This window comes from Pseudomonas sp. 1928-m (assembly GCF_029269135.1).
In the GTDB taxonomy this organism is placed as follows: Bacteria; Pseudomonadota; Gammaproteobacteria; order Pseudomonadales; family Pseudomonadaceae; genus Aquipseudomonas.
In genome coordinates this window covers 256,418-275,563 of record NZ_JARIXO010000003.1, presented here as the reverse complement: position 1 = coordinate 275,563, position 19,146 = coordinate 256,418, and the positions used below count along the sequence as shown (strand labels likewise).

The following is a 19,146-nucleotide window of genomic DNA, read 5'->3' as shown; positions in this document are numbered from 1 at the left end:
TCGGCCACATGCGCACGAAGGGCTTGCTCGCACATGCCTGCGACCGTTCGTCCATTCCACTGGAAGCCAGAGTTTTCTGCACTAGAGTGCTAACTCACTTGTTGCTCACAAGGCGACCGGTAAACGGCTTGACCAAGATTTATCCAATCTGAGAAGGGACTGTCATGCATAAGCGCCAATGGATTTGCGCGGTCAGCGCACTATTAATGCTCGGTAGCGGCAACGTATTCGCCCACGGCTATATCAAACAACCTGAAGCACGCGGCTATCTGTGCAAGCTGGGTGAAAACAGCCAGTGCGGTGCCGTGCAATGGGAGCCGCAAAGCCTGGAAGGCTACTCCGGCTTCCCGCAAAATGGCCCTGCCGATGGCCAGATCGCCAGCGCCGGCTTGGCGCAGTTCTCCCCCCTCAATGAACAGACCGTCAGCCGCTGGGCAAAGCGCCCAATTACCGCAGGCCCGACGAGCTTCACCTGGCGTTTTACCGCCAACCATGTCACGCGCAACTGGCGCTACTACATCACCCGCCCCGACTGGCTGGCCAATCAGCCGCTCAACCGTGCAGCGTTCGAGCTGGTGCCATTCTGTGTGATCGACGGCGGCATGCAACAGCCGCCGCAGAAAGCCACCCATAACTGTGATGTGCCAGCGCGCGAGGGCTATCAGGTGATCCTCGGAGTCTGGGAAGTAGGCGATACGCCGATGAGTTTCTACAACGTGATGGATGTGATGTTCGCTGATGTGGCCACCCCGCCCGATCCGTCCGCCTGGCAAGCCAAGGGCATGCTCTATCCCTCGATGGATCTGCACGTCGGCGACCAGGCGATGACCCGGGTCTTCGATGCCAGCGGCGAGCGCAGTGACTTGCAGACGCGGCTGCAGGTTGAAAGCAGCGAGCAGGGCCAACGCAACCAATGGACCTACCTGCTGGCCAGCCGCATCAACCAGCAGCAGAGCCAGCTCAAGGCCGGCCAGCGCGGCAGCAATGGCGCAATCCAGCCGGTGTACGGCCAGAACAGCCTGTTTGCCCGCGCCGACAGCGGCATCCAGCGTATCGAGGTGCAGATCGACAAGGCCCCCGCACCGGACCACGACCTGCTGGTCGCTGGCCTGCAGCCCAGCTATCGCATTCGCAGCGGCCAACTGCAGCTCGCATTCAACGTCACCGCCGTGGGCGCGTTGCAGATCAGCAGCTACGTCTACGATCACGGCGGCAATGCCAAAGGCTTTGCCGCCACCGAACTGGCCAACGGCAGTCAGCCAATGAGCATCAATGTCGAGAACCCTGCGCCCGGCCATCACCAACTGGTGGTCAGCGCCAAGGTGGCCGGCAGCGAGCAGGTGCTGCAAAAAACCTTCGACATGATGTTCGTCGCAGACGACGGCAGCGCCAGCTACGACTTCACCTTCCCGGACGGCCTGCGCAGTTACACAGCCGGCACCCGGGTGCTGCAACCCAAGACGGGACAGCTGTATCAGTGCCGTCCCTTTCCGCAGAGTGGCTATTGCACGCAATGGTCAGCCGCCTCGACCCAGTTCGAGCCCGGTATCGGTAGCCATTGGCAAGACGCCTGGCTAGCCGACTGAGATAAGCGCCGCGCCCACCAAGCGGTTTGGCCGGCGCGGCCACCCCATCCCCCTGAACACACGTACAACACAGGCGCATGCACTGCGCCTTGGCGTATGTCTTTGTGGAGCCGCAGGTATGCCCAGGCACTGACGTATAGGCACTCACCCCCGCGTTGCGCGCATCACCGCCCTTGCCCCAAGCCTGTATAGCGGCCCCCGGGGACAGGCGCTAAGCGGTAGCGTTCCACCTCCCTTTTGCGCACCCAAGGGGACGCCATGCTATCGGCTTAAATAATTGATTTTATTGATTTTTTATACATAAAAATCGACGAACGGCCTTGGCTTTTCAGCACAGTCTCCTAGGGTTCTGGCAGCTGCACTACGCGGCACACAATTGGGAGATCACCATGCAAGGATTCCAACGCACCACTGCCTTACTGCTATTGCTCAGCGCAGGCTGGACCACCGTCCAGGCCGACGAAAAACCCAGCTTCCCAGCCCAGGCGCAGATCGCCGTCGATGATCAGCAGTCACCGCGCTACATCATCAAGTACAAGGAATTGTCGCCATCCCCGATGGGCCAGGCTAACCAGCCGCAACCCCTGAGCGCTGGCCAGTTCGAAAGCCGCGCCGCCCAGCGCCTGCTCAGCCAGGTTCAAGTACAACCGCTGATGCACCTGGACAGCCAGGCCGCCAGCGTGGCGCACCTGAGCCCAGCGCAACTCAAACAGCTGCAGGCCAACCCGGCAGTCGACTATGTCGAACTCGACCCGCGCCGCTACCTGATGGCCGAACAAGTGCCCTACGGCATCCCCATGGTGCAGGCGGACCTGCTACCGGATAACGCCATTTCCAATATGAAGGTGTGCATCGTCGACTCCGGTTACGACCTCGGCCATCAGGACTTGCCGTCAGCCGGCATCACCGGCAATGACGGCTATGGCAGCGTCAACAGCGGTAACTGGTACGAGGATGGCAATGGCCATGGCACCCACGTCGCCGGCACCATCGCCGCGCTGGGTGGCAATAACCTTGGCGTGGTGGGCGTCAGCCCATCGGGTAACCTCGGCCTGCATATCGTCAAGGTGTTCAACAACAGCGGCAACTGGGCCTATGGCTCGGACCTGGTGATGGCCATCCAACAATGCCGCGCAGCTGGCTCGACGGTAATCAGCATGAGCCTGGGCGGCGGCGCCTCGTCGGTAACCGAACGCAATGCCATGGATGCGGCTTACCAGAATGGAGTGCTGGTCGTCGCAGCTGCCGGTAACAGTGGTAATAGCACCCTCTCCTACCCGGCCTCCTACGACTCGGTGGTATCGGTTGCGGCGGTCGACAGCAGCGGTAATCGCGCGTCGTTCTCGCAATACAACAACCAGGTCGAAGTCGCCGCTCCAGGGGTTGGCGTGCGCTCCACCCTGCCTGGCAACAACTATGCGAACTACAACGGCACCTCGATGGCCACACCGCATGTGTCAGCGGTCTATGCCCTGGTGTGGAGCCAGCATCGGCAATGCACCCCCGCGCAGATCCGCAAGGTGGTCAACAGCACCGCCGAAGACCGTGGCACTCCCGGCCGCGACCCCTACTACGGCTACGGTATCGTCAAGGCCAAACGGGCCAGCGACCTGATCGCCCAGCGCGGCTGTGATGCCACCGGGGGTGGCAATGGCGAGGAACAGACCTACCCCAACCTCTCTGGCGCGCGGGACGCCTGGGTGCGTTACAACGTGGTCGTGCCAAGCGGCGCCCAGCGTCTGACCGTACGAATCAGCGGCGGCACGGGTGATGCCGACCTGTACACCCGCCTGGGCAGCCAACCCACCACCAGCCAATGGACCTGCCGGCCCTACCTCGACGGCAACCAGGAAACCTGTACCCAGGAAAATCCTGCTGCCGGCACCTGGCATATCGGTGTAAGGGGCTATTCCAGCTTCTCCGGTGTGACCCTGTACTGGCGCTACGAGTAACCCAACCGGCCCCGAGGCAGGCAACTGCCCGGGGCCTCTCGCCCTGTACAACTCTCAAGGCCTCAGCCAAGCGCGCATGAAGCGACGCTGAAAAGATCACAAGATTGCGCAAATCATCCCGGCGCAAATGGACAGCTTTTACAGAAATGCGTAGCGTGCCGCTGATCGCCAATTAAGGATGAACGGCCATGACCCAACACAACCCCTACGCCACCCCGCAAGCTAGCGTCGTCGATGCAGAGTCACTGGTGTCCGACGAACAGATCGCCGCACTACCCATCTCCGATAAATGGAAGCAGCGCTTTAGCGCGATCCACCATGCCGGCGGCATCAAGATGCCAAAGTTCAAGGAGCTGCCTGCCGAGGAGCGGCGCAAAGCCTTCAGCTTCAACTTTCTGGCGTTCTTCTTCGGGCCGATCTACTACGCCATCAAGGGCATGTGGAAAAAGGGTCTGGCGCTGTTCGTCGTTTGCGCAGCGGTGGTGATCATCCTCGGCATCGGCCTGGACTACCTCGGTTACAGCAAAATCGCCAACGCGCTGGGCTACGGCATTGGTGCGGTATTCGCCACGCGCGCCAATATCGATTACTACAAGAAGATGCTGCTGAACGATAACGGCTGGTGGTAGCGGCTAACCCAACTGCATCAGGAGAATAAACGTGACGGAGCATGTCGCTGAGGTGATCTGGCAGCGCGGCGAGCAGGACTTTCTCGGTAATCGCTATAGCCGCAAACATCTGCTGCGGTTTGATGGCGGCCTGGAGGTTGCCGGCTCGTCCTCACCCCATGTGGTGCCGCTGCCGATGTCGGATGCAAGCGCCGTCGATCCTGAGGAGGCCTTTGTCGCCTCGCTCGCCAGCTGCCATATGCTGTGGTTTCTTTCCATCGCCGCCAAGCGCCGCTTCTGCGTCGATGACTACCGTGACAGTGCCAGCGGGTTAATGCAGGAAAATGCTGCCGGCAAGTTGTTTATCGCTCAGGTCACCTTGCGCCCCGCAGTCAGCTTCTCCGGCGAGCGCCTGCCCAGCCGCGAACAGATTGAGCACATGCACCACCAGGCCCACGAGGAGTGCTTTATCGCCAACTCAGTGAAGTCCGAAATACGCTGCCAACCGCGCTTTAGCGAGTGACGCTACCCATGCTGCATCAACATCGCGAAGATGCGGTTTAACCATAAAGGCTGATGCGAAGGGGGTAAGGCGTGAACCCAACTGCATACGGCTGTCCCGATGGGCAGCCACTGTTCTACTTGCATGGTGTACCGGGCGCGGCGGTTGAGGCGGCGATGCTGCATCAGGCTGCATTGGCGCACGGCATCAAGCTGTTGGTGGTGGAGCGCAATCTGCCGGGCAAGCTCGACAGTGCGGCCTATCTGCAACAACTGGCGCAACAGATCAGTGATCGCGCGGCGGGCCAACCAATTCGCCTGCTGGGTTTTTCCATCGGCGCCTGCCTGGCATTGCGCGTTGCTGCGCTGTTGGGTGAACGGGTGGCTGAGGTGTACCTGTTATCGGCTGCCGCGCCACTGCAGATCCCCAGCAATAGCGTCGGCATGGGCGCGGGGCGGTATACCTTCCTCTGGGCGCAGCATTATCCAAGGTTGTTCCGGGCCTTTGCCTGGTATCAGGCGCTGCTGGCGAAAGTCAGCCCAGGCCTGCTGCTGAAGCTGCTGTTCGCTGGTGCCGGCGGCAAGGACCCCGAGTTACTGCATCACGCCGACACCCAGGCCTGGCTGGTAGATATTCAGCGCGCCTGTTTCAAACATGGGACTCGCAGCTATGTGCGCGACGTAGAACTCTACGTCGAGACCTGGGCTACAGAGTTGGATAACGTCACGGCGGCGGTCAGCTTGTGGCATGGCGAGGCCGATAACTGGGCGCCCATTGCCATGTCCATTTACCTGCAGGAGCATCTGCGCCATGCCAGCGCGGTGAGCCGTGGTGCCGAACACGCGCACTACTCCTGCCTGCTAGAAAACGCGGAAACCGTGATGGCGACGGTGCAGCTGAACAGTTCAGCAACCCGAACGGCCAAGAGCTAACGCACCCCATCGGCTTATAACGACCCAAGGATGGCACCATGAAAAAGCTCGCCCTGCCGCTGATCACCCTGCTGGCCTTCAGCGCCTACACCCTGTACGTGATGCTGCACGCAGAACAATCGCTGCTGCAATTTGGCATGCAGCTGATGTCCAGCGCCGACACCGCCCAGGTGATGATCGACCTTTACATACTCGCGGCATTGGCCTGCATCTGGATGTACCGCGACGGCCGCGCACGGGGCAAGTCGCTGGCCTACCTACTGCCATTCTTTGCTCTGACTGCGATCTTTGTATCAGTCGGGCCACTGCTGTATCTGGTGCTCAAGGCCTTAGATACAGGTAGCAAAGCGCCGCAGGATAGCGCCTCGACGACAGCCTGATGGCACGGAGCAGCCCGGAGAACCGGGCTGCTCAACGCTTAAAAGCTCAGATTGAAATTGCCAGTGCCGAAGATGCCGACCAGACCAATCACGATCAGATAAATCGCCACGATGTAGTTGAGCAAACGCGGCATCACCAGAATCAGAATGCCGGCGATCAGCGAAATCAGTGGGGTAAGGGCAAGGGTCATAATCGTCACCTGAGGGTTATTGAAGCGCCAGTATGCGCGCCACGCCCAAAGCGCACAGCACTATCCACCCGCAGAGCCGTAACCCGCTCACCGCCCGGTTAAACCACCCGCGTATTAAAGGCCATTTATGAGCAGCGCCAGCTTGTTAACCTCATTACTGCAGTACAAGGCCTGGGCCAACCAGGAACTCTTTGTTGAGCTGCAACGCCTTGACCCAATTGCCCAGCAAAGCGAGCTGCACGCCGCCCTGCGCATCCTCAATCACATCCATGTGGTCGAGCGGATTTTTGTCGCCAATCTACAAGGCATCCGCCACGACTACAGCGCCACCAACACCCCAGAGACGCCCACGCTGGCAGAACTGCAGCAGGCGGTGCAGGAGACTGATCGCTGGTATCTGGACTATGTTGCGGAGCTAAGCGCCGAGCAGCTGGCCGAGCGCCTGCACTTCAGCTTTGTCGATGGTGATGCCGGCTGCATGAGCCGCGCGGAAATGCTCGCGCATATCGTCACCCACGGCGGCTACCACCGTGGCGCCGTCGGCCGGATCATGGCGCAACTGCAATTGGCGCCGCCCAGGGATATCTACACGCGCTTTCTGCATCAGGATCAGCCGCAGCGCCGCGAAGCGAGCTAAGCCGGTGGCTTGGCGATAAAGGCTTGCTTGTTATGCCGATCAAATCCGGCGGCCTCATAGAAATGCAGGGTTGCCGGGTCCTTGCTGCTGGTCATCAGCATGACCTTGTAGCAACCCTGCCCCCAGGCAAACGCCTGGGCGTGCGCCAGCAACGCTTGGCCATAGCCACGCCCGCGATGCTCGCTATGGGTCACCACGTTTTCGATCAGGGCAAAGGGTCGGCAGCCGCGCGTCAGGTTGGCCACCAGGTTGATGCTGCAGCTGGCCACCAGCTGCGCATCGCGATACAGACCAAAACACTGCTGAGCGGGGTTGGCGATGATCGCCTGCCACACCGCTTCAACCTGATCACGCGCGGGCAGCGGTTGATCATCAGGATGTAAATGCTCATACAGGGCGAGCAGCGCATCCAGCTCGCTGGCCCCGACACTGCGGATGTCCATCAACCTATCCCTGTTGCGCGGCCTTACTCGCCGCGAATGTACTGTTCCAGCTGCTGGATCAGGCTGGCCTGTTCGGCGATGGTGTGTTTGACCAGGTCACCAATCGACAGCAGACCGATCAACTCGCCTTCGGCCAATACGGGTAGATGACGCAGATGGCGGTCGGTCATCAGCTGCATGCAGTGCTGCGAGGTGTCGCGCAGGCCGACGGTCAGGACATCTGCTGTCATAATTTCGCTGATCATCGCACTGAATGCGGAGCGCTCCAGCAGCGCCACTTTGCGCGCGTAGTCACGTTCGCTGACGATGCCTGCCAGGCGGCCTTTGTCATCCAGCACCACCAGTGCACCAATGCCTTTCTCGGCCATCAACTTGATTGCATCCAGCACCGAAGTACTGGGCGTAACGCTGTACACGGCGGCCTGGGGCTTGGCGCGAAGGATCTCGGCAACTGTTTTCATGCAGCGGCTCCTGCTCTGTTTCTTATTGGCATTAAGGATAGTGCGCAGGCCGGCCATTACTGGCCAACCCGATGACCCGATCAGAGCACCTGTGCGGGCTCAGCGCAACCATTGCAGGCCAAGCGTCCCTTTAACTTCAAGTGCCTAGGTGCTTACTTATTTCGACCAATTTTGACTCAACACCTCAGCCTGTTTAAGCACCAACTCGATAGCCTCATCGGCCTTATCCGGCGGGTACTTATAACGACGCAAGGTTATACGCACCAAGTTACGCAGCTTGGCCCGCACGCTATCGCGCACCTGCCAATCCACGGTGGTGCTGCTACGCAGTTTGCCGGTTAGCTCAGTGGCGATCTTCTTCAACTCCTCATCACCCAGCTCGCGCACTGCACTCTCGTTATTGGCCAGGGCATCGTAGAAGGCCAGTTCGTCGGGGTTCAGACCTAGTGCTTCATGGCGTTTGAGGGCGTCCTGAAACTCTTTGGCCATGGCGATCAGCTCTTCGATAACCTGGGCAGTTTCGATGGCGCGGTTGCGGTACTTGCGCAGGCTTTCCAGCAAGCGGTCGCTGTACTTCTTCTCCTGCACCACGTTGTTGCGGGTGTGCGAACGGATTTCATCGCGCAGCAGTTTTTCCAGCAGTTCCACCGCCAGGTTCTTGCTCTTCATGTTGCGCACATCGGCCATAAAGTCGTCGTCGAGCAAGCCAATATTGGGCTTGTCCAACCCGGCGAGGGCGAAGATATCCGCCACGCCATCGGCGATCACGGCATTGTCGAGAATCTGCTTGAGGGCAGAATTCTTTTCTTCCTCGGTGAGCTTTTTATCGACCGTGGTGTACTTGGTGATCACCGCCTTCACCGCCGAGTAAAAGGCGATTTCTTTACGGTATTCGTCCGCTTCATCCAGGGTGCCGCACAAGGCAAAGGCCTTGCTGATGGCCAGCACCAGATCAAGGAAGCGCTTTTTGCCGTCATCCAACCCCAACACATGGTTGGCCGCTGGCACCAGCAGCAGCGTGGCTTGGGTGGCGTAGGCGCTGACATTCAGCTTTGCCCCGTCCACCTCAGTGGCAAACAAGCCGCGCACGATGTCGACTTTCTCCACCAACAAGGCGAAGGCCTCCTGCGCCAGGTTGGCCGGCTGGCCTTTGCCGTTGGAGTCGGTGTAGGTTTTCAGCGCGCTTTTCAGCTCGTTGGCGATGCCGATGTAATCCACCACCAGGCCGCCCGGCTTGTTCTTAAACACCCGGTTAACCCGCGCAATGGCCTGCATCAGGTTGTGGCCCTTCATCGGTTTGTCCACGTACATGGTGTGCACGCAGGGCGCATCGAAGCCGGTCAGCCACATGTCGCGCACAATCACCAAACGCAGCGGATCATTGGCATCTTTGAAGCGCCGCTCCAGAGTCTTTTTCTGCAGCTTGTTGTAGATATGCGGCTGCAACAGCTCGCGATCAGCGGCCGAACCGGTCATCACCACCTTGATGGCGCCGCTGTTGAGGTCTGTGCTGTGCCACGCCGGGCGTAACGCGACGATGGCGTTGTACAAGTGCACGCAGATCTCCCGGCTCATGCCTACGATCATGCCCTTACCTTCCAGCGTGGCGCTGCGGGCCTCGAAGTGCTGCACCAAATCGGCAGCCACCTGTTCGATACGCGGCTCGGCACCCACCAGTTTTTCCAGGGCGGCCCACTGGCTTTTGGTTTTTTCGCGGTAGGAGATGTCCTCCTCGTCCTCGATAACTTCCTCGACCTCATCGTTGAGCTGCTCGATCTCAGCCTGATTGATGTCCAGCTTGGCCAGGCGACTTTCGTAGTAGATCGGCACGGTGGCGCCGTCATCCACGGCATCCTGAATGTCGTAGATGCTGATGTAGTCGCCAAACACCGCGCGGGTGTCTTTGTCTTCGGTGGCAATCGGCGTGCCGGTAAAACCGATAAAGGTCGCCGCCGGCATGGCATCGTGCAAGTGCTTGGCGTAGCCGCTCACGTACTTGTGCCCGGTCACCTCACCGCTGGCTTTGTCCTTCACGGCCACCAGGCGGGTTTGCAAGCCGTAGTGGCTGCGGTGCGCCTCATCGGAAATCACCACCACATTGCTGCGCTGGGTCAACGCGGGGTGATGCTCTTCGCCTTCCAGCAACGAGAACTTCTGCACCGTGGTGAAGATAATCCCACCGGACTGCCGCGCCGCCAGCATCTCGCGCAGTTCTTCGCGGCTATTGGCCTGCTCCGGCAGCTGTTTGAGCAGCATCTTGGCGCTGGTGAAGTTATCGAACAGCTGCCCGTCGAGGTCGTTACGGTCGGTCACCACCACCAGCGTGGGGTTTTGCATTTGCGGCTGCTGCAACAGTTTGCCGGCATAGCAAACCATGGAGATGCTCTTACCCGAACCCTGGGTGTGCCACACCACCCCGGCCTTGCGCGGCTCAATACGCTTGCCGTAGGTGGCCCGTTCCTCACGCAGCGTGCCTTCGAGCGTGGCCGCCACCAGGGTGACGCGCACCGCCTCACGCACTGCATGGAACTGGTGATAACCGGCAATCTTCTTGATCAGCCGCTCGCCGTCCTGCTCGAACAATACAAAGTGGCGGATGTAGTCGAGGAACAGCTCGCGCTGGAAAAAACCACGCACCACCGCTTCCAGCTCGTAAGACAACAGCGGTTTGTCGTGCTCATCGTGAATGGTGCGCCAGGGTAAAAAACGCTCCTTGTTGGCGGTCAACGAGCCAATCCGCGCGGTGATGCCATCGGAAATCACCAGCGCCTGGTTAAACTGAAACAGCTCGGGAATTTCCTCTTTATAGGTCTGCAACTGGTTGCAGGCATCCCAGATATCGGCGCCCTCATCGCCGGGATTTTTCAGCTCGATCACCGCCATCGGCAGACCGTTGATAAACACCAGCAGGTCCGGGCGGCGGTTACCTTTGCTGCCCAACAGAGTGAACTGATTGACCAGCAAAAACTGGTTGTTGTGCACCTGCTGAAAATCCACCAGTTGCACATGTTCATGTTGCATCTCGTCCGCCACGCGGTACTGAACCGGCACACCCTCCAGCAGCCAGCGCTGGAACTGCCGGTTGTTGTGGATCAGCGCCGGGCTTTGCACCTTACCGAGCACCTCCACCACCTGCTCCTGCAGCACCGCAGGCGGAATGCGTGGGTTGATGCGCACAAGCGCGGCCAACAAACGGCCGGGCAATATCACCTGGCGGTAATCCTCGCGCTCGGCAGCATGGCCTTCCGGGGCCAGATCCGGCCCGTAGGCGATCTCGTAGCCGCCCTCACGGAACCACGCCTGGCACAGCTGCTCCAGCCCGTCTTCGCTAATCAGCTTCACTGCACAACCTCCCAATGGCCACCCTTGGCCGGGCCAATACGCCGCAAGCGCCCGTGCTCGCGCAGCTTGGCAATTTGTTTTTCCACCGCCCGCGAGCTAATGCCCAGGCGCTCGGCCAGCACGCGGGCGGGCAAGCGTGGCTCGCTGCGCAGCAGTGCGAGAATCTTCTCCGAACTTTCTTCCGAACCTTTCTCCGAACCAGTTACCAGCGTTTCCGCCATAGCATCGAGCAGGGCCTGCAGCATAAATTCAATAAAAGGCGTGGCCTCGGCGCGCTGATCGGCCTCGCTCAAGGCTTGGTAATAATCCGCCTGACGCGCATGCACCAGGGTTTCCACCGGTAGATAGGCCAATAGCGGCTGCCACTGACTAAGAATCAGGGTTTGCCACAAGCGCCCCATACGGCCATTGCCGTCATCAAAGGGGTGAATAAACTCAAACTCGTAATGGAACACGCAACTGGCGATCAGCGGGTGGGCATCGGTTGATTGCAACCAGCCCAACAACTCGCCCACCAACTGCGCCACCCGATTGGCCGGCGGTGCCATATGCACCAATGCCTCACCGCGATAGATACCCACCCCGCCCTGGCGATACTGGCCGGGGCCGTCCACCAAACCCAGCATCAGGGCTTTATGCGCGGCTAACAGATCGGCGGCACGCTCAGGCTGCCAGTGCGGCAGTTGCTCATAGGCGGCAAAGGCATTGCGCACCTCCTGAATCTCCCGTGGCTGGCCCAGCACGCGCTTGCCATTCAGCACAGCAGTCATCTGCTGCAGCGACAGGGTGTTGTGCTCGATGGCCAGGGACGCATGGATGGTGCGGATACGGTTATCGCGGCGCAGATGGGGCGACAGCGATGCAGCGCCTGTGACAGCCCAATGCCCGAGCAACTCGCAAATAGAGGCGACCTGCTGGAGGATGCGGGCGTTTAGCTGAAAGGGCGGTTGATAATCAGGCATAGGGCAGCAGGCTAGCGCCCTAAGGCCAATGGCTGGATAGCATCCAACGACAGCAACGTGTAACGCGGCCGCCCTTGCCCGACCTGAATAACGTTCAACTTGACCCGCACAGGTTTGTGTAGCCAGTCACGGTTGAGCACATCCGGGTCCTCGATGGCGCTATCGACCTTACCCTTGAGCACCCCGGCCTGATCGCCCAGCTTGAATTCAAACGTTCGGCTGGCCGGCAATACGCCCTGGAACTCGCCGTGATACTCCTCTTCGGTCTCGTGGATATTGTCCTCCTGCAAGCGAGCGGCAGACCGCTTGAGCTGGGCCATATCCTGAAAGCGAAAAGACTGATTGTTAAACTCCAGCCCGCACCAAGCCTCCTGCTGCTGCAGGTAACCGAGAAACTCGGCGACCTTGCGCACCGCACGCGGGTGAATCTCCTCGACCAGCTCGGCCACTTCATCATCGCTGCCTTGCGCGGCTTGGCGCATAAGCGCCTGGATTTTCGCCAGCGCATCCTCCGTCTTGCTCGGTACGGGAAACAGGTCGTGGTCCTGTACTTTGGGCAACTCAAACTGGAAACCGAACGAGCCGATAGCCGTGCCGGTAATCAACAACTGATTTTTGCTTTTATCCGGAATAGGCCCCATATAACGCAGGCTCTCGCCAATGCCAGCCGCCACCGCCGCCACCGCATCGGAAAACACCCCCGCAGCCTTACCGGCAAAATCTGCAGCGATACCATGGCTACCCAGCACGGGGCGTCCACGGAAGGTGAGTATGGCCTTGTGGCTCAATTGCTCAGGGGCGCGCCCTGCGAGCAATTGTTGTGCTGACGCCAGGCGTGCCTCCAGCCCCATGCGCTCAAGCACACTGTCCTGCGGAATCTGCGCCAACAGGGCGTGTAGCTGATTGATCTCGCTCGCGATGGCCAAGTATTCGTCGTAACTCATGGCGTCACCCCTCCACCCTGTAACAACTCAAGCATACGCCTGGCCGCCGGATCTTCCTCTGGAGCCAGGTCTACCTGCACAAAGCCCTTCCATACACCGTCACGCCGGTGCGACCACATGCTGTACCAGTAGGCAATCTGCTGCACATGACGCGGCTCGGTGGGCTGGCCAAGGATGCAGGGGTAAGCGTCGAGTAGATAGCTGGCTTTGGTCTGCGCCGGGCTAAACAGGTGCACAGCCTTGGCGGCCAAACTGGCCTGGGTTTCCTGGGCCGGCAGATGGAAGAAGGTCACCACATCCATATCCTGCGGCGGGCGGGCCTCCAATACCTCCACCTGCTCCATAAAGCTGCCGTCCAGCCATTGAAAGCCACGCACAATGCCCAAGGCATGCAAGGCGGCCCGGTAGTTCAGCAGGCCCTGGAGAATGCTCACGCGCTGCGCGGAACCGCAGAACCCCTCAACCACCTCGGCCAACGTTACCTGATATGGCGAGCGGTTTACGCTATGCCCGGCCTCGCCAGGCTGGATTGGCGGTAATACACCGGCGAGGTTCCATGCTGGGATCATTTATTCATCCTTGAATATTCGGGGTTGCGGGCAAGCATAGTTAAGCCACTGCCTGCTCGGCCAGCTTCTCGGCTTCCGGCAAGCGCAGCTGGCCGGAGATTAGGCGGGGTAAGAGGGTGTCGCGGAGTTGGGTGAGGGTTTGGGCTTGCTGCTCATTACCAAAGATCATTTGGTGGATTGGTACAACCAGAATGTTGAATTGCTCGATGACTGACTGCGGAGGGTGAACCACATGGAGTCGCTTCAGATCAGCCACGGTGACGTGCCCTAACCCAGTGGTTTGCTTGTTCCGGGCCAGCTCTGCAAATACTGGCTTTAAATTCCTGAGCATTTGGAGCACAAACGAGCGCTCGAAAGTCTCGTGAGGCAACACGCGGAAAATATGCTGATTCAGTAACGCTGGAGCATGCTGCCAAACGAAAGTATCGATTGATGTATCTGGGTTGCCTGACCAGGAGAAAAGAATGTCGCCTGTCTCAATTAAGTACTTAACGGGCATGGCAACGTCAGAAAACGCAGTTTGAACACCAACCCCTGCCTTTAGCTCAGCGATCTTGATGATTGGCAACCCACGCCGCTCCGCATTCGGTTCGAACGCTTTGTATGCTGCACCGTTTATGTAAGTCGCCATGTCGTATATGGGCCGTGTCAGCCACCCCTTCGGCACCAAGCCCAGTTCGGACTCTTCAAAGCTATCGGGGAACAGAGCGGCAGTGGCGGCATCCATACTTTGCGGCTGGCGGCCTTCGGCCTTGGCGCGCACGGGGTCGAAATCGACGAACCAAGATTTAAACAGCGCCTGGGCGATGGCTTCCAGGGTGGCGTTGGTTTCGTGTAACAAGGCGATGTGATCGTCGAATAGCGTTAGAAAGTCTGCAATGCTTTTTTGTAACTGCAGCGGTGGTATAGGGAACTCCAAGTCGCGCAGAACTTCGAGATTGATGTTTTCCTGAACACTTCCATATGCCCGTTGCTTAACGGAATCTCGAAAGGCTCGAAAGACATACTCGATGTAGCGAATATCCGCTTTAGATGGCTCTGCAGTAAAACCAACCACGCTGTCTGGAAAACATGCAGGAAAAGTCAGAAGCGCTGTTTCCGCTATGTTTGCGGCAATAGTTATGCACAAAGTTCCAACAGGCCACAGCTTGCTCTGGGCGAGTCCAGCTTCGGTATAAGTCTGACGATAGCTTGTAATCCGTCCTCCAGCCGCCGTGACATCCCCAGTTTGTATGAATGGATACGGGCCACCGTACAAATGAGCGGCATCACGAGGGCGGTGCTTAGATTTCCCCCGATCAAAGGTTCCAAGGCTAGAGAGCTTTTGTTTAGTCCACTCAACACTCATACCCCAGCCCCCCCAGCTTCTGCCGGATCAACTGATCAAGCTCAGCGCCCTTCTCCATCTGTTCGCCAAGCTGCTTGGTCAGGCGCTGCATCTTCTCAGTAAAGGCTTCGTCATCCTCTTCCACCGCTTCAGCACCGACATAACGGCCCGGCGTTAGCACATGGCCGTGCTCGGCAATTTCGTCCAGGGTCACGGACTTGCAGAAGGCCAACATATCTTCATAGCCCGTGCCGGTTTGCCAGGCGTGGTAGGTGCTGACGACCTTGTGGATATCCTCGCGGGTAAAGTCGCGCAGTACGCGGTCTTTCATAAAACCGAGGTTGCGCGCGTCGATAAACAACACTTCGCCGCTGCGCTCGCGCAGGTTGAGGCCGCTGGCGGTTGTGCGCGGGTGTTTGTTTTTGGTTAAAAACCAGATGCAGGCGGGTATCTGGGTGTTGGTAAACAACTGCCCCGGCAGGGCGACCATGCATTCCACGCGGTCGGCCAGCAGCAGGTTTTTGCGGATTTCGCCTTCGTTATTGGTGTTGGAACTCATGGAGCCGTTGGCCAACAGCAGCCCCAGGCTGCCGTTGGGCGCCAGGTGGTGGAGCATATGTTGCAGCCAGGCGAAGTTGGCGTTGCCATCCGGCGGGATGCCATAGGCCCAGCGCGGGTCGTCGTCCTTCACCCCGCTCTTCCACTCTTTCATATTGAACGGCGGGTTGGCCATCACAAAGTCGGCGCGCAGGTCTGGGTGAAGGTCTTCGCTGTAGGTGCTGGCCCAGCGGCCACCAAAGTTAAAGTCGATACCGCGCAGGGCCATATTCATCGCGGCCAAGCGCCAGGTGGTGGGGTTGGACTCCTGGCCGTACACCGAAATGTTGTTCAGCTTGCCCTGGTGCTCTTCAATAAAGCGCTCGCTCTGCACGAAGAAGCCGCCCGAGCCCATGGCTGGGTCGTACACGCGGCCCTTGAACGGCTGGAGCATTTCCACAATCAGGCTGACGATGGCTTTGGGCGTGTAGTACTGGCCGCCCTTTTTGCCTTCGGCGAGGGCGAACTGGCCGAGGAAGTATTCGTAAACGTGGCCGAGAATATCCTTGGCGTGCAGGCTGGCGTGCTTGAAGGGGATGCTGCCGATCAGGTCGATCAGGCCGGTGAGTTTGTCGGCTTCAATGCTGAGCTGGGTGTAGGTTTTGTTGAGTACGCCTTTGAGGATGGCGTTTTCTTTTTCCACATGGTCGAGGGCGGTGTCGATCAGCCAGCCGATGGTGCGCATCTCCACAGCCTGCTCGGTTTTGCCGCTCTTGAGCATAAAGTGGGTGCCGATGGGCAGCTTGGCGTTGCTTTGCAGGGTGTCCCAGCGGGCGATCTCGGGCACCCAGAAGACGTTTTTCTCGGTGTAGAAGTCGCGCACTTCCAGCTCTTCTTTAATCAGCGCTTCGTCGCCACCCAGGTAATACTCGTGCTCCGGGTCGCGAAACTGCGCCTCCAGCTCGGCGCGGCGCTCGGCAAAGGTGTCGCTGACGTACTTAAGGAAGATCAGGCCAAGCACGGCATGCTTGTACACGGCGGCGTCCAGGCTGGAGCGCAGCCTGTCGGCGGCGTTCCAGAGTTTTTTCTCCAGTTCGTTAAGGAATTGCTGTTCTTCGCTACTGGTCATGCCATTCGTACCTTGTATGCAGAACTGCGCCGGATGAGGCGCAGCTGTAGAAAATGCTGCGGGGATTTTGCCAGAGCGGGCGAGCCCAGCGGGATTATTCGTGTTACCGGGCTTGGGGCGCGTCAACTGCCATTCCGTAGGGTGGGTTAGGCGCGCCCTGCCGATAGCGATGCACCCGCACTACCCGGTGCGCCGTAACCCACCACCTGCGCAACGCCGCGATAGTGGTTGGTGGGTTACGCGGCGCACCACCATGGCGGCGCCTGAGCGTTTGTCGCTTGGCACCGCTAACCCACCCTACGGTGATCCGACATTTCAACAGCGAGTAGCCCGGATGTAATCCGGGAATGGGCTGCCCGATGACACTCGGCCCCGGATTGCATCCGGGCTACGGACTCTTCGCGGGCATGGCCCACTCCTACGGATTTCAGCCCCCCGGCAGACGCAGCTGCGCCTCGACCCCGCCCGCGACATTGCCGATATGCAATGCGCCGCCGTGTAGCTGCATCACTTCCTCGACAAAATTCAGACCCAAGCCGGTGCTTTTGCGCCCGCTGCCGGGGCGCGGCAGGGAGTAGAAGCGCTCGCTCAGGCGTGCCAAGGCGTAATCGGGAATCGCCTCGCCCTGGTTGAACAGACGCAGCTCGATCTGCCCAGCACGAATCTCCGCGTCAAAGCGGATCAGCCCGCCCGGCGGGGTGAAGTCCAACGCGTTATCCAGCAGATTGGCCAGCGCCTGACGCAGCAGAAAAGCCTCACCGCGCGCACTTAATTCAATGCCAATGCGGTTTTCAATTTGCAGACCGGCCGCTTCGATGCGCGCCATCTGCGCCTGCAGCAGGGAGTCGACCAGCGCCTGCAGTGGCACCGCCACCTGTTCTTCCAGGCCCTGGCGCTGTTCGACCTGAGCCAGGTGCAGCAGACGCTCGATCAGTTGCTGCATGCGCGCGCTTTCCTGCTCGATATTGGCGACAAAGCGCTGCCGTTGTGGCGCCGGCATCTCGCTATCGAGCAGTTCCGCCGCCCCGCGAATTGCTGCCAGCGGGCTTTTCAGCTCGTGGGTCAGGGTGTGCACGTAGCGCTCGACATAGGCCTTGCCTTCCAGCTCGGTGCGCATGCGCTCGATGGCTTCAGCCAACTGTGCCAGCTCGCCGCCGCGCACGCTGGGCAGTTCGGCACGCTGCCCAGCGCTGACCGCCTGGGCGTAACGGGTCAGTTTGCGCAGCGCTGCACTAAGCCACCAGGACAGCAGCGCACCGATCAACAGACCGAGCACGATCAAGCCACCACCAAGCCAGGCCAGGCGCTGCTCGGAGCGCTCGATATAGGGCTGCAGGGTGCGATTAGGTTTGGCCACCGAGACCACGCCGATGATCTGCGCGCCATCCATGATCGGCGCGGCCACATACATCACAGAGGAATCGGGGTCGTTCGGGTCTTCCTTGGTCGAGCGCGCGCCGTATTCGCCGCGCAGGGTGCGCAGCACATCGTTCCAGCGCGAATAATCCTGGCCCACCGCCGCCCCCGTGGAGTCGAGCAGGACGATGCCGTTGGCGTCGGTGACATAGATGCGGTGGTTGACCTGGGTTTTCTCCACGCCCCAGATCTGCGCCTGTGGCTGGCGCTGGCCGTAGGCTTGCAGCAACTCCGGCAGACGGCTCTGCTGCAGGCGGCCGGCCTTGACCTCATCACGCAGAATCTCGGCCAGCAGGTTGGCGGTGTCCACCAGGGTTTCCTCGGTGCTCTGGCGCACGCCGGGGCGGATTTCGTCCATCACCGTGCTCAGCACAAACCAGCCGGCCAGCCCGACAAACAGGAAGTACACCAGGAAGATGCGAATTCCCAGCGGCATCAGGCGTGCCTCGGCGAGTAGCTGTAACCCAGGCCACGGTGGGTCTGGATCGGCTCGGCTTCAGCGGCCACCTGACGCAGCTTGGCGCGCAGGCTTTTGATATGGCTGTCGATGGTGCGCTCGTAGCCGACATCGGCGGCCACGCCAAGGCCGTCAAGCAACTGCTCGCGGGAAAACACCCGTTCGGGCTGCGCCAGCAGGCTTTGCAGCAGGCGGAATTCGTGGCGCGTAAGGCTCAAGAGCTGGCCGTGGTAGTGGATTTGCACCCGCTCAATATCCAACTGGAAGGGTGTGCTGGCCGGGCTGGCGGCAGGCGCTTCACGCGGCGCCATGCGCTTGAGGATGGCCTTAACCCGCGCGGCCACTTCCCGCGGGCTAAAGGGTTTGACCACATAATCGTCGGCGCCGATTTCCAGGCCCACCACGCGGTCGATTTCCTCGCTGCGCGCGGTTAGGAAAATAACCGGCACCTCGGAGAAGCGCCGCAGGCGCTTGCAGGCCTCAAAGCCGCTGATATCCGGCAGGCCGACATCGAGAATCAGCAGATCAGCCGGGTTGCGCTGCTGCTCAGCCAGAGCCTGCTCGGCCAGGCTTAGCCAGGTGGTGGTAAAACCTTCGCTCTGCAGGGCGAAGATCAGGGTGTCGGCGATGGCGGCTTCGTCTTCGACAATCAGAATATGCGGCATGGGCGTCCTGCTCGTGGCAACTCGGCGAGGAGCCTGCGGCAGGCCGCTGCCAGCGTCAAGCATGGCTAATCACCCTGCACGTAGCTGTTGTAGCCCGGATGTAATC

Annotated in this window: 18 protein-coding genes; 7 read left to right on the top strand and 11 right to left on the bottom strand. The window is 59.9% G+C overall.

Annotation, left to right across the window (positions count from 1 at the left end; genetic code table 11):
• Positions 1 to 164: 164 nt before the first annotated feature.
• From gbpA to P3C18_RS13200, 6 genes are all read left to right on the top strand, one after another.
• A complete protein-coding gene (gene gbpA / locus P3C18_RS13225) occupies positions 165 to 1,586 on the top strand; it encodes an N-acetylglucosamine-binding protein GbpA (protein ID WP_275962308.1) in 1,422 nt (473 codons plus the stop codon).
• 389 nt (positions 1,587 to 1,975) lie between these two features.
• Positions 1,976 to 3,538 (top strand): S8 family serine peptidase, encoded by a 1,563-nt coding sequence (locus P3C18_RS13220; RefSeq protein WP_275962307.1) that lies wholly within the window; start codon positions 1,976 to 1,978, stop codon positions 3,536 to 3,538.
• A 188-nt stretch (positions 3,539 to 3,726) separates the two neighbouring features.
• Positions 3,727 to 4,167, top strand: a complete 441-nt coding sequence (locus tag P3C18_RS13215) for a DUF2628 domain-containing protein (RefSeq protein ID WP_275962306.1) — start codon at positions 3,727 to 3,729, stop codon at positions 4,165 to 4,167.
• A gap of 31 nt (positions 4,168 to 4,198) precedes the next feature.
• Positions 4,199 to 4,669, top strand: a complete 471-nt coding sequence (locus P3C18_RS13210) for an OsmC family protein (RefSeq protein WP_275962305.1) — start codon at positions 4,199 to 4,201, stop codon at positions 4,667 to 4,669.
• Positions 4,670 to 4,740: 71 nt separating this feature from the next.
• Entirely contained in the window at positions 4,741 to 5,580 is an 840-nt protein-coding gene (locus tag P3C18_RS13205) for an alpha/beta hydrolase (protein WP_275962304.1), read from the top strand.
• A 38-nt stretch (positions 5,581 to 5,618) separates the two neighbouring features.
• On the top strand, positions 5,619 to 5,960 hold the full coding sequence (locus P3C18_RS13200; protein ID WP_275962303.1) for a DUF2834 domain-containing protein: 342 nt from the start codon (positions 5,619 to 5,621) through the stop codon (positions 5,958 to 5,960).
• 38 nt (positions 5,961 to 5,998) lie between these two features.
• On the opposite strand, the gene P3C18_RS13195 is transcribed toward P3C18_RS13200, so the two are convergent.
• Positions 5,999 to 6,151, bottom strand: a complete 153-nt coding sequence (locus P3C18_RS13195; RefSeq protein WP_275962302.1) for a DUF3096 domain-containing protein — start codon at positions 6,149 to 6,151, stop codon at positions 5,999 to 6,001.
• A 142-nt stretch (positions 6,152 to 6,293) separates the two neighbouring features.
• On the opposite strand from P3C18_RS13195, the gene P3C18_RS13190 reads away from it, so the two are divergent.
• On the top strand, positions 6,294 to 6,788 hold the full coding sequence (locus P3C18_RS13190; protein ID WP_275962301.1) for a DinB family protein: 495 nt from the start codon (positions 6,294 to 6,296) through the stop codon (positions 6,786 to 6,788).
• Here P3C18_RS13190 and P3C18_RS13185 read toward each other — a convergent pair.
• The 10 genes from P3C18_RS13185 to creB all read right to left on the bottom strand — a co-directional run bounded on the left by P3C18_RS13185 (position 6,785) and on the right by creB (position 19,040).
• Entirely contained in the window at positions 6,785 to 7,231 is a 447-nt protein-coding gene (locus P3C18_RS13185) for a GNAT family N-acetyltransferase (protein ID WP_275962300.1), read from the bottom strand. The genes P3C18_RS13190 and P3C18_RS13185 overlap by 4 nt on opposite strands.
• 23 nt (positions 7,232 to 7,254) lie before the next feature.
• Positions 7,255 to 7,692 carry a CBS domain-containing protein gene (locus P3C18_RS13180; RefSeq protein ID WP_275962299.1) on the bottom strand — a complete coding sequence of 146 codons (438 nt, stop codon included), beginning with the start codon at positions 7,690 to 7,692 and terminating at the stop codon, positions 7,255 to 7,257.
• 156 nt (positions 7,693 to 7,848) lie between these two features.
• Positions 7,849 to 11,025 (bottom strand): type I restriction endonuclease subunit R, encoded by a 3,177-nt coding sequence (locus P3C18_RS13175; RefSeq protein WP_275962439.1) that lies wholly within the window; start codon positions 11,023 to 11,025, stop codon positions 7,849 to 7,851.
• Between the two features lie 5 nt (positions 11,026 to 11,030).
• Entirely contained in the window at positions 11,031 to 11,996 is a 966-nt protein-coding gene (locus tag P3C18_RS13170) for a Fic family protein (protein ID WP_275962298.1), read from the bottom strand.
• 11 nt (positions 11,997 to 12,007) lie between these two features.
• Positions 12,008 to 12,940, bottom strand: coding sequence for a hypothetical protein (locus tag P3C18_RS13165; protein ID WP_275962297.1), 933 nt, complete (start codon positions 12,938 to 12,940; stop codon positions 12,008 to 12,010).
• The gene (locus tag P3C18_RS13160; RefSeq protein ID WP_275962296.1) at positions 12,937 to 13,509 is read right to left on the bottom strand and encodes a hypothetical protein; all 573 of its coding nucleotides are present in this window, start codon (positions 13,507 to 13,509) and stop codon (positions 12,937 to 12,939) included. Before P3C18_RS13160 ends, P3C18_RS13165 begins: the two co-directional genes overlap by 4 nt.
• 40 nt (positions 13,510 to 13,549) lie before the next feature.
• Positions 13,550 to 14,857, bottom strand: a complete 1,308-nt coding sequence (locus P3C18_RS13155) for a restriction endonuclease subunit S (protein ID WP_275962295.1) — start codon at positions 14,855 to 14,857, stop codon at positions 13,550 to 13,552.
• Complete coding sequence (locus P3C18_RS13150; RefSeq protein ID WP_275962294.1) at positions 14,847 to 16,502, bottom strand: class I SAM-dependent DNA methyltransferase; 1,656 nt, start codon at positions 16,500 to 16,502, stop codon at positions 14,847 to 14,849. Before P3C18_RS13150 ends, P3C18_RS13155 begins: the two co-directional genes overlap by 11 nt.
• A gap of 427 nt (positions 16,503 to 16,929) precedes the next feature.
• Positions 16,930 to 18,354, bottom strand: coding sequence for a two-component system sensor histidine kinase CreC (gene creC, locus P3C18_RS13145; RefSeq protein ID WP_275962293.1), 1,425 nt, complete (start codon positions 18,352 to 18,354; stop codon positions 16,930 to 16,932).
• On the bottom strand, positions 18,354 to 19,040 hold the full coding sequence (creB, locus tag P3C18_RS13140; protein ID WP_275962292.1) for a two-component system response regulator CreB: 687 nt from the start codon (positions 19,038 to 19,040) through the stop codon (positions 18,354 to 18,356). Before creB ends, creC begins: the two co-directional genes overlap by 1 nt.
• Positions 19,041 to 19,146: the final 106 nt, after the last annotated feature.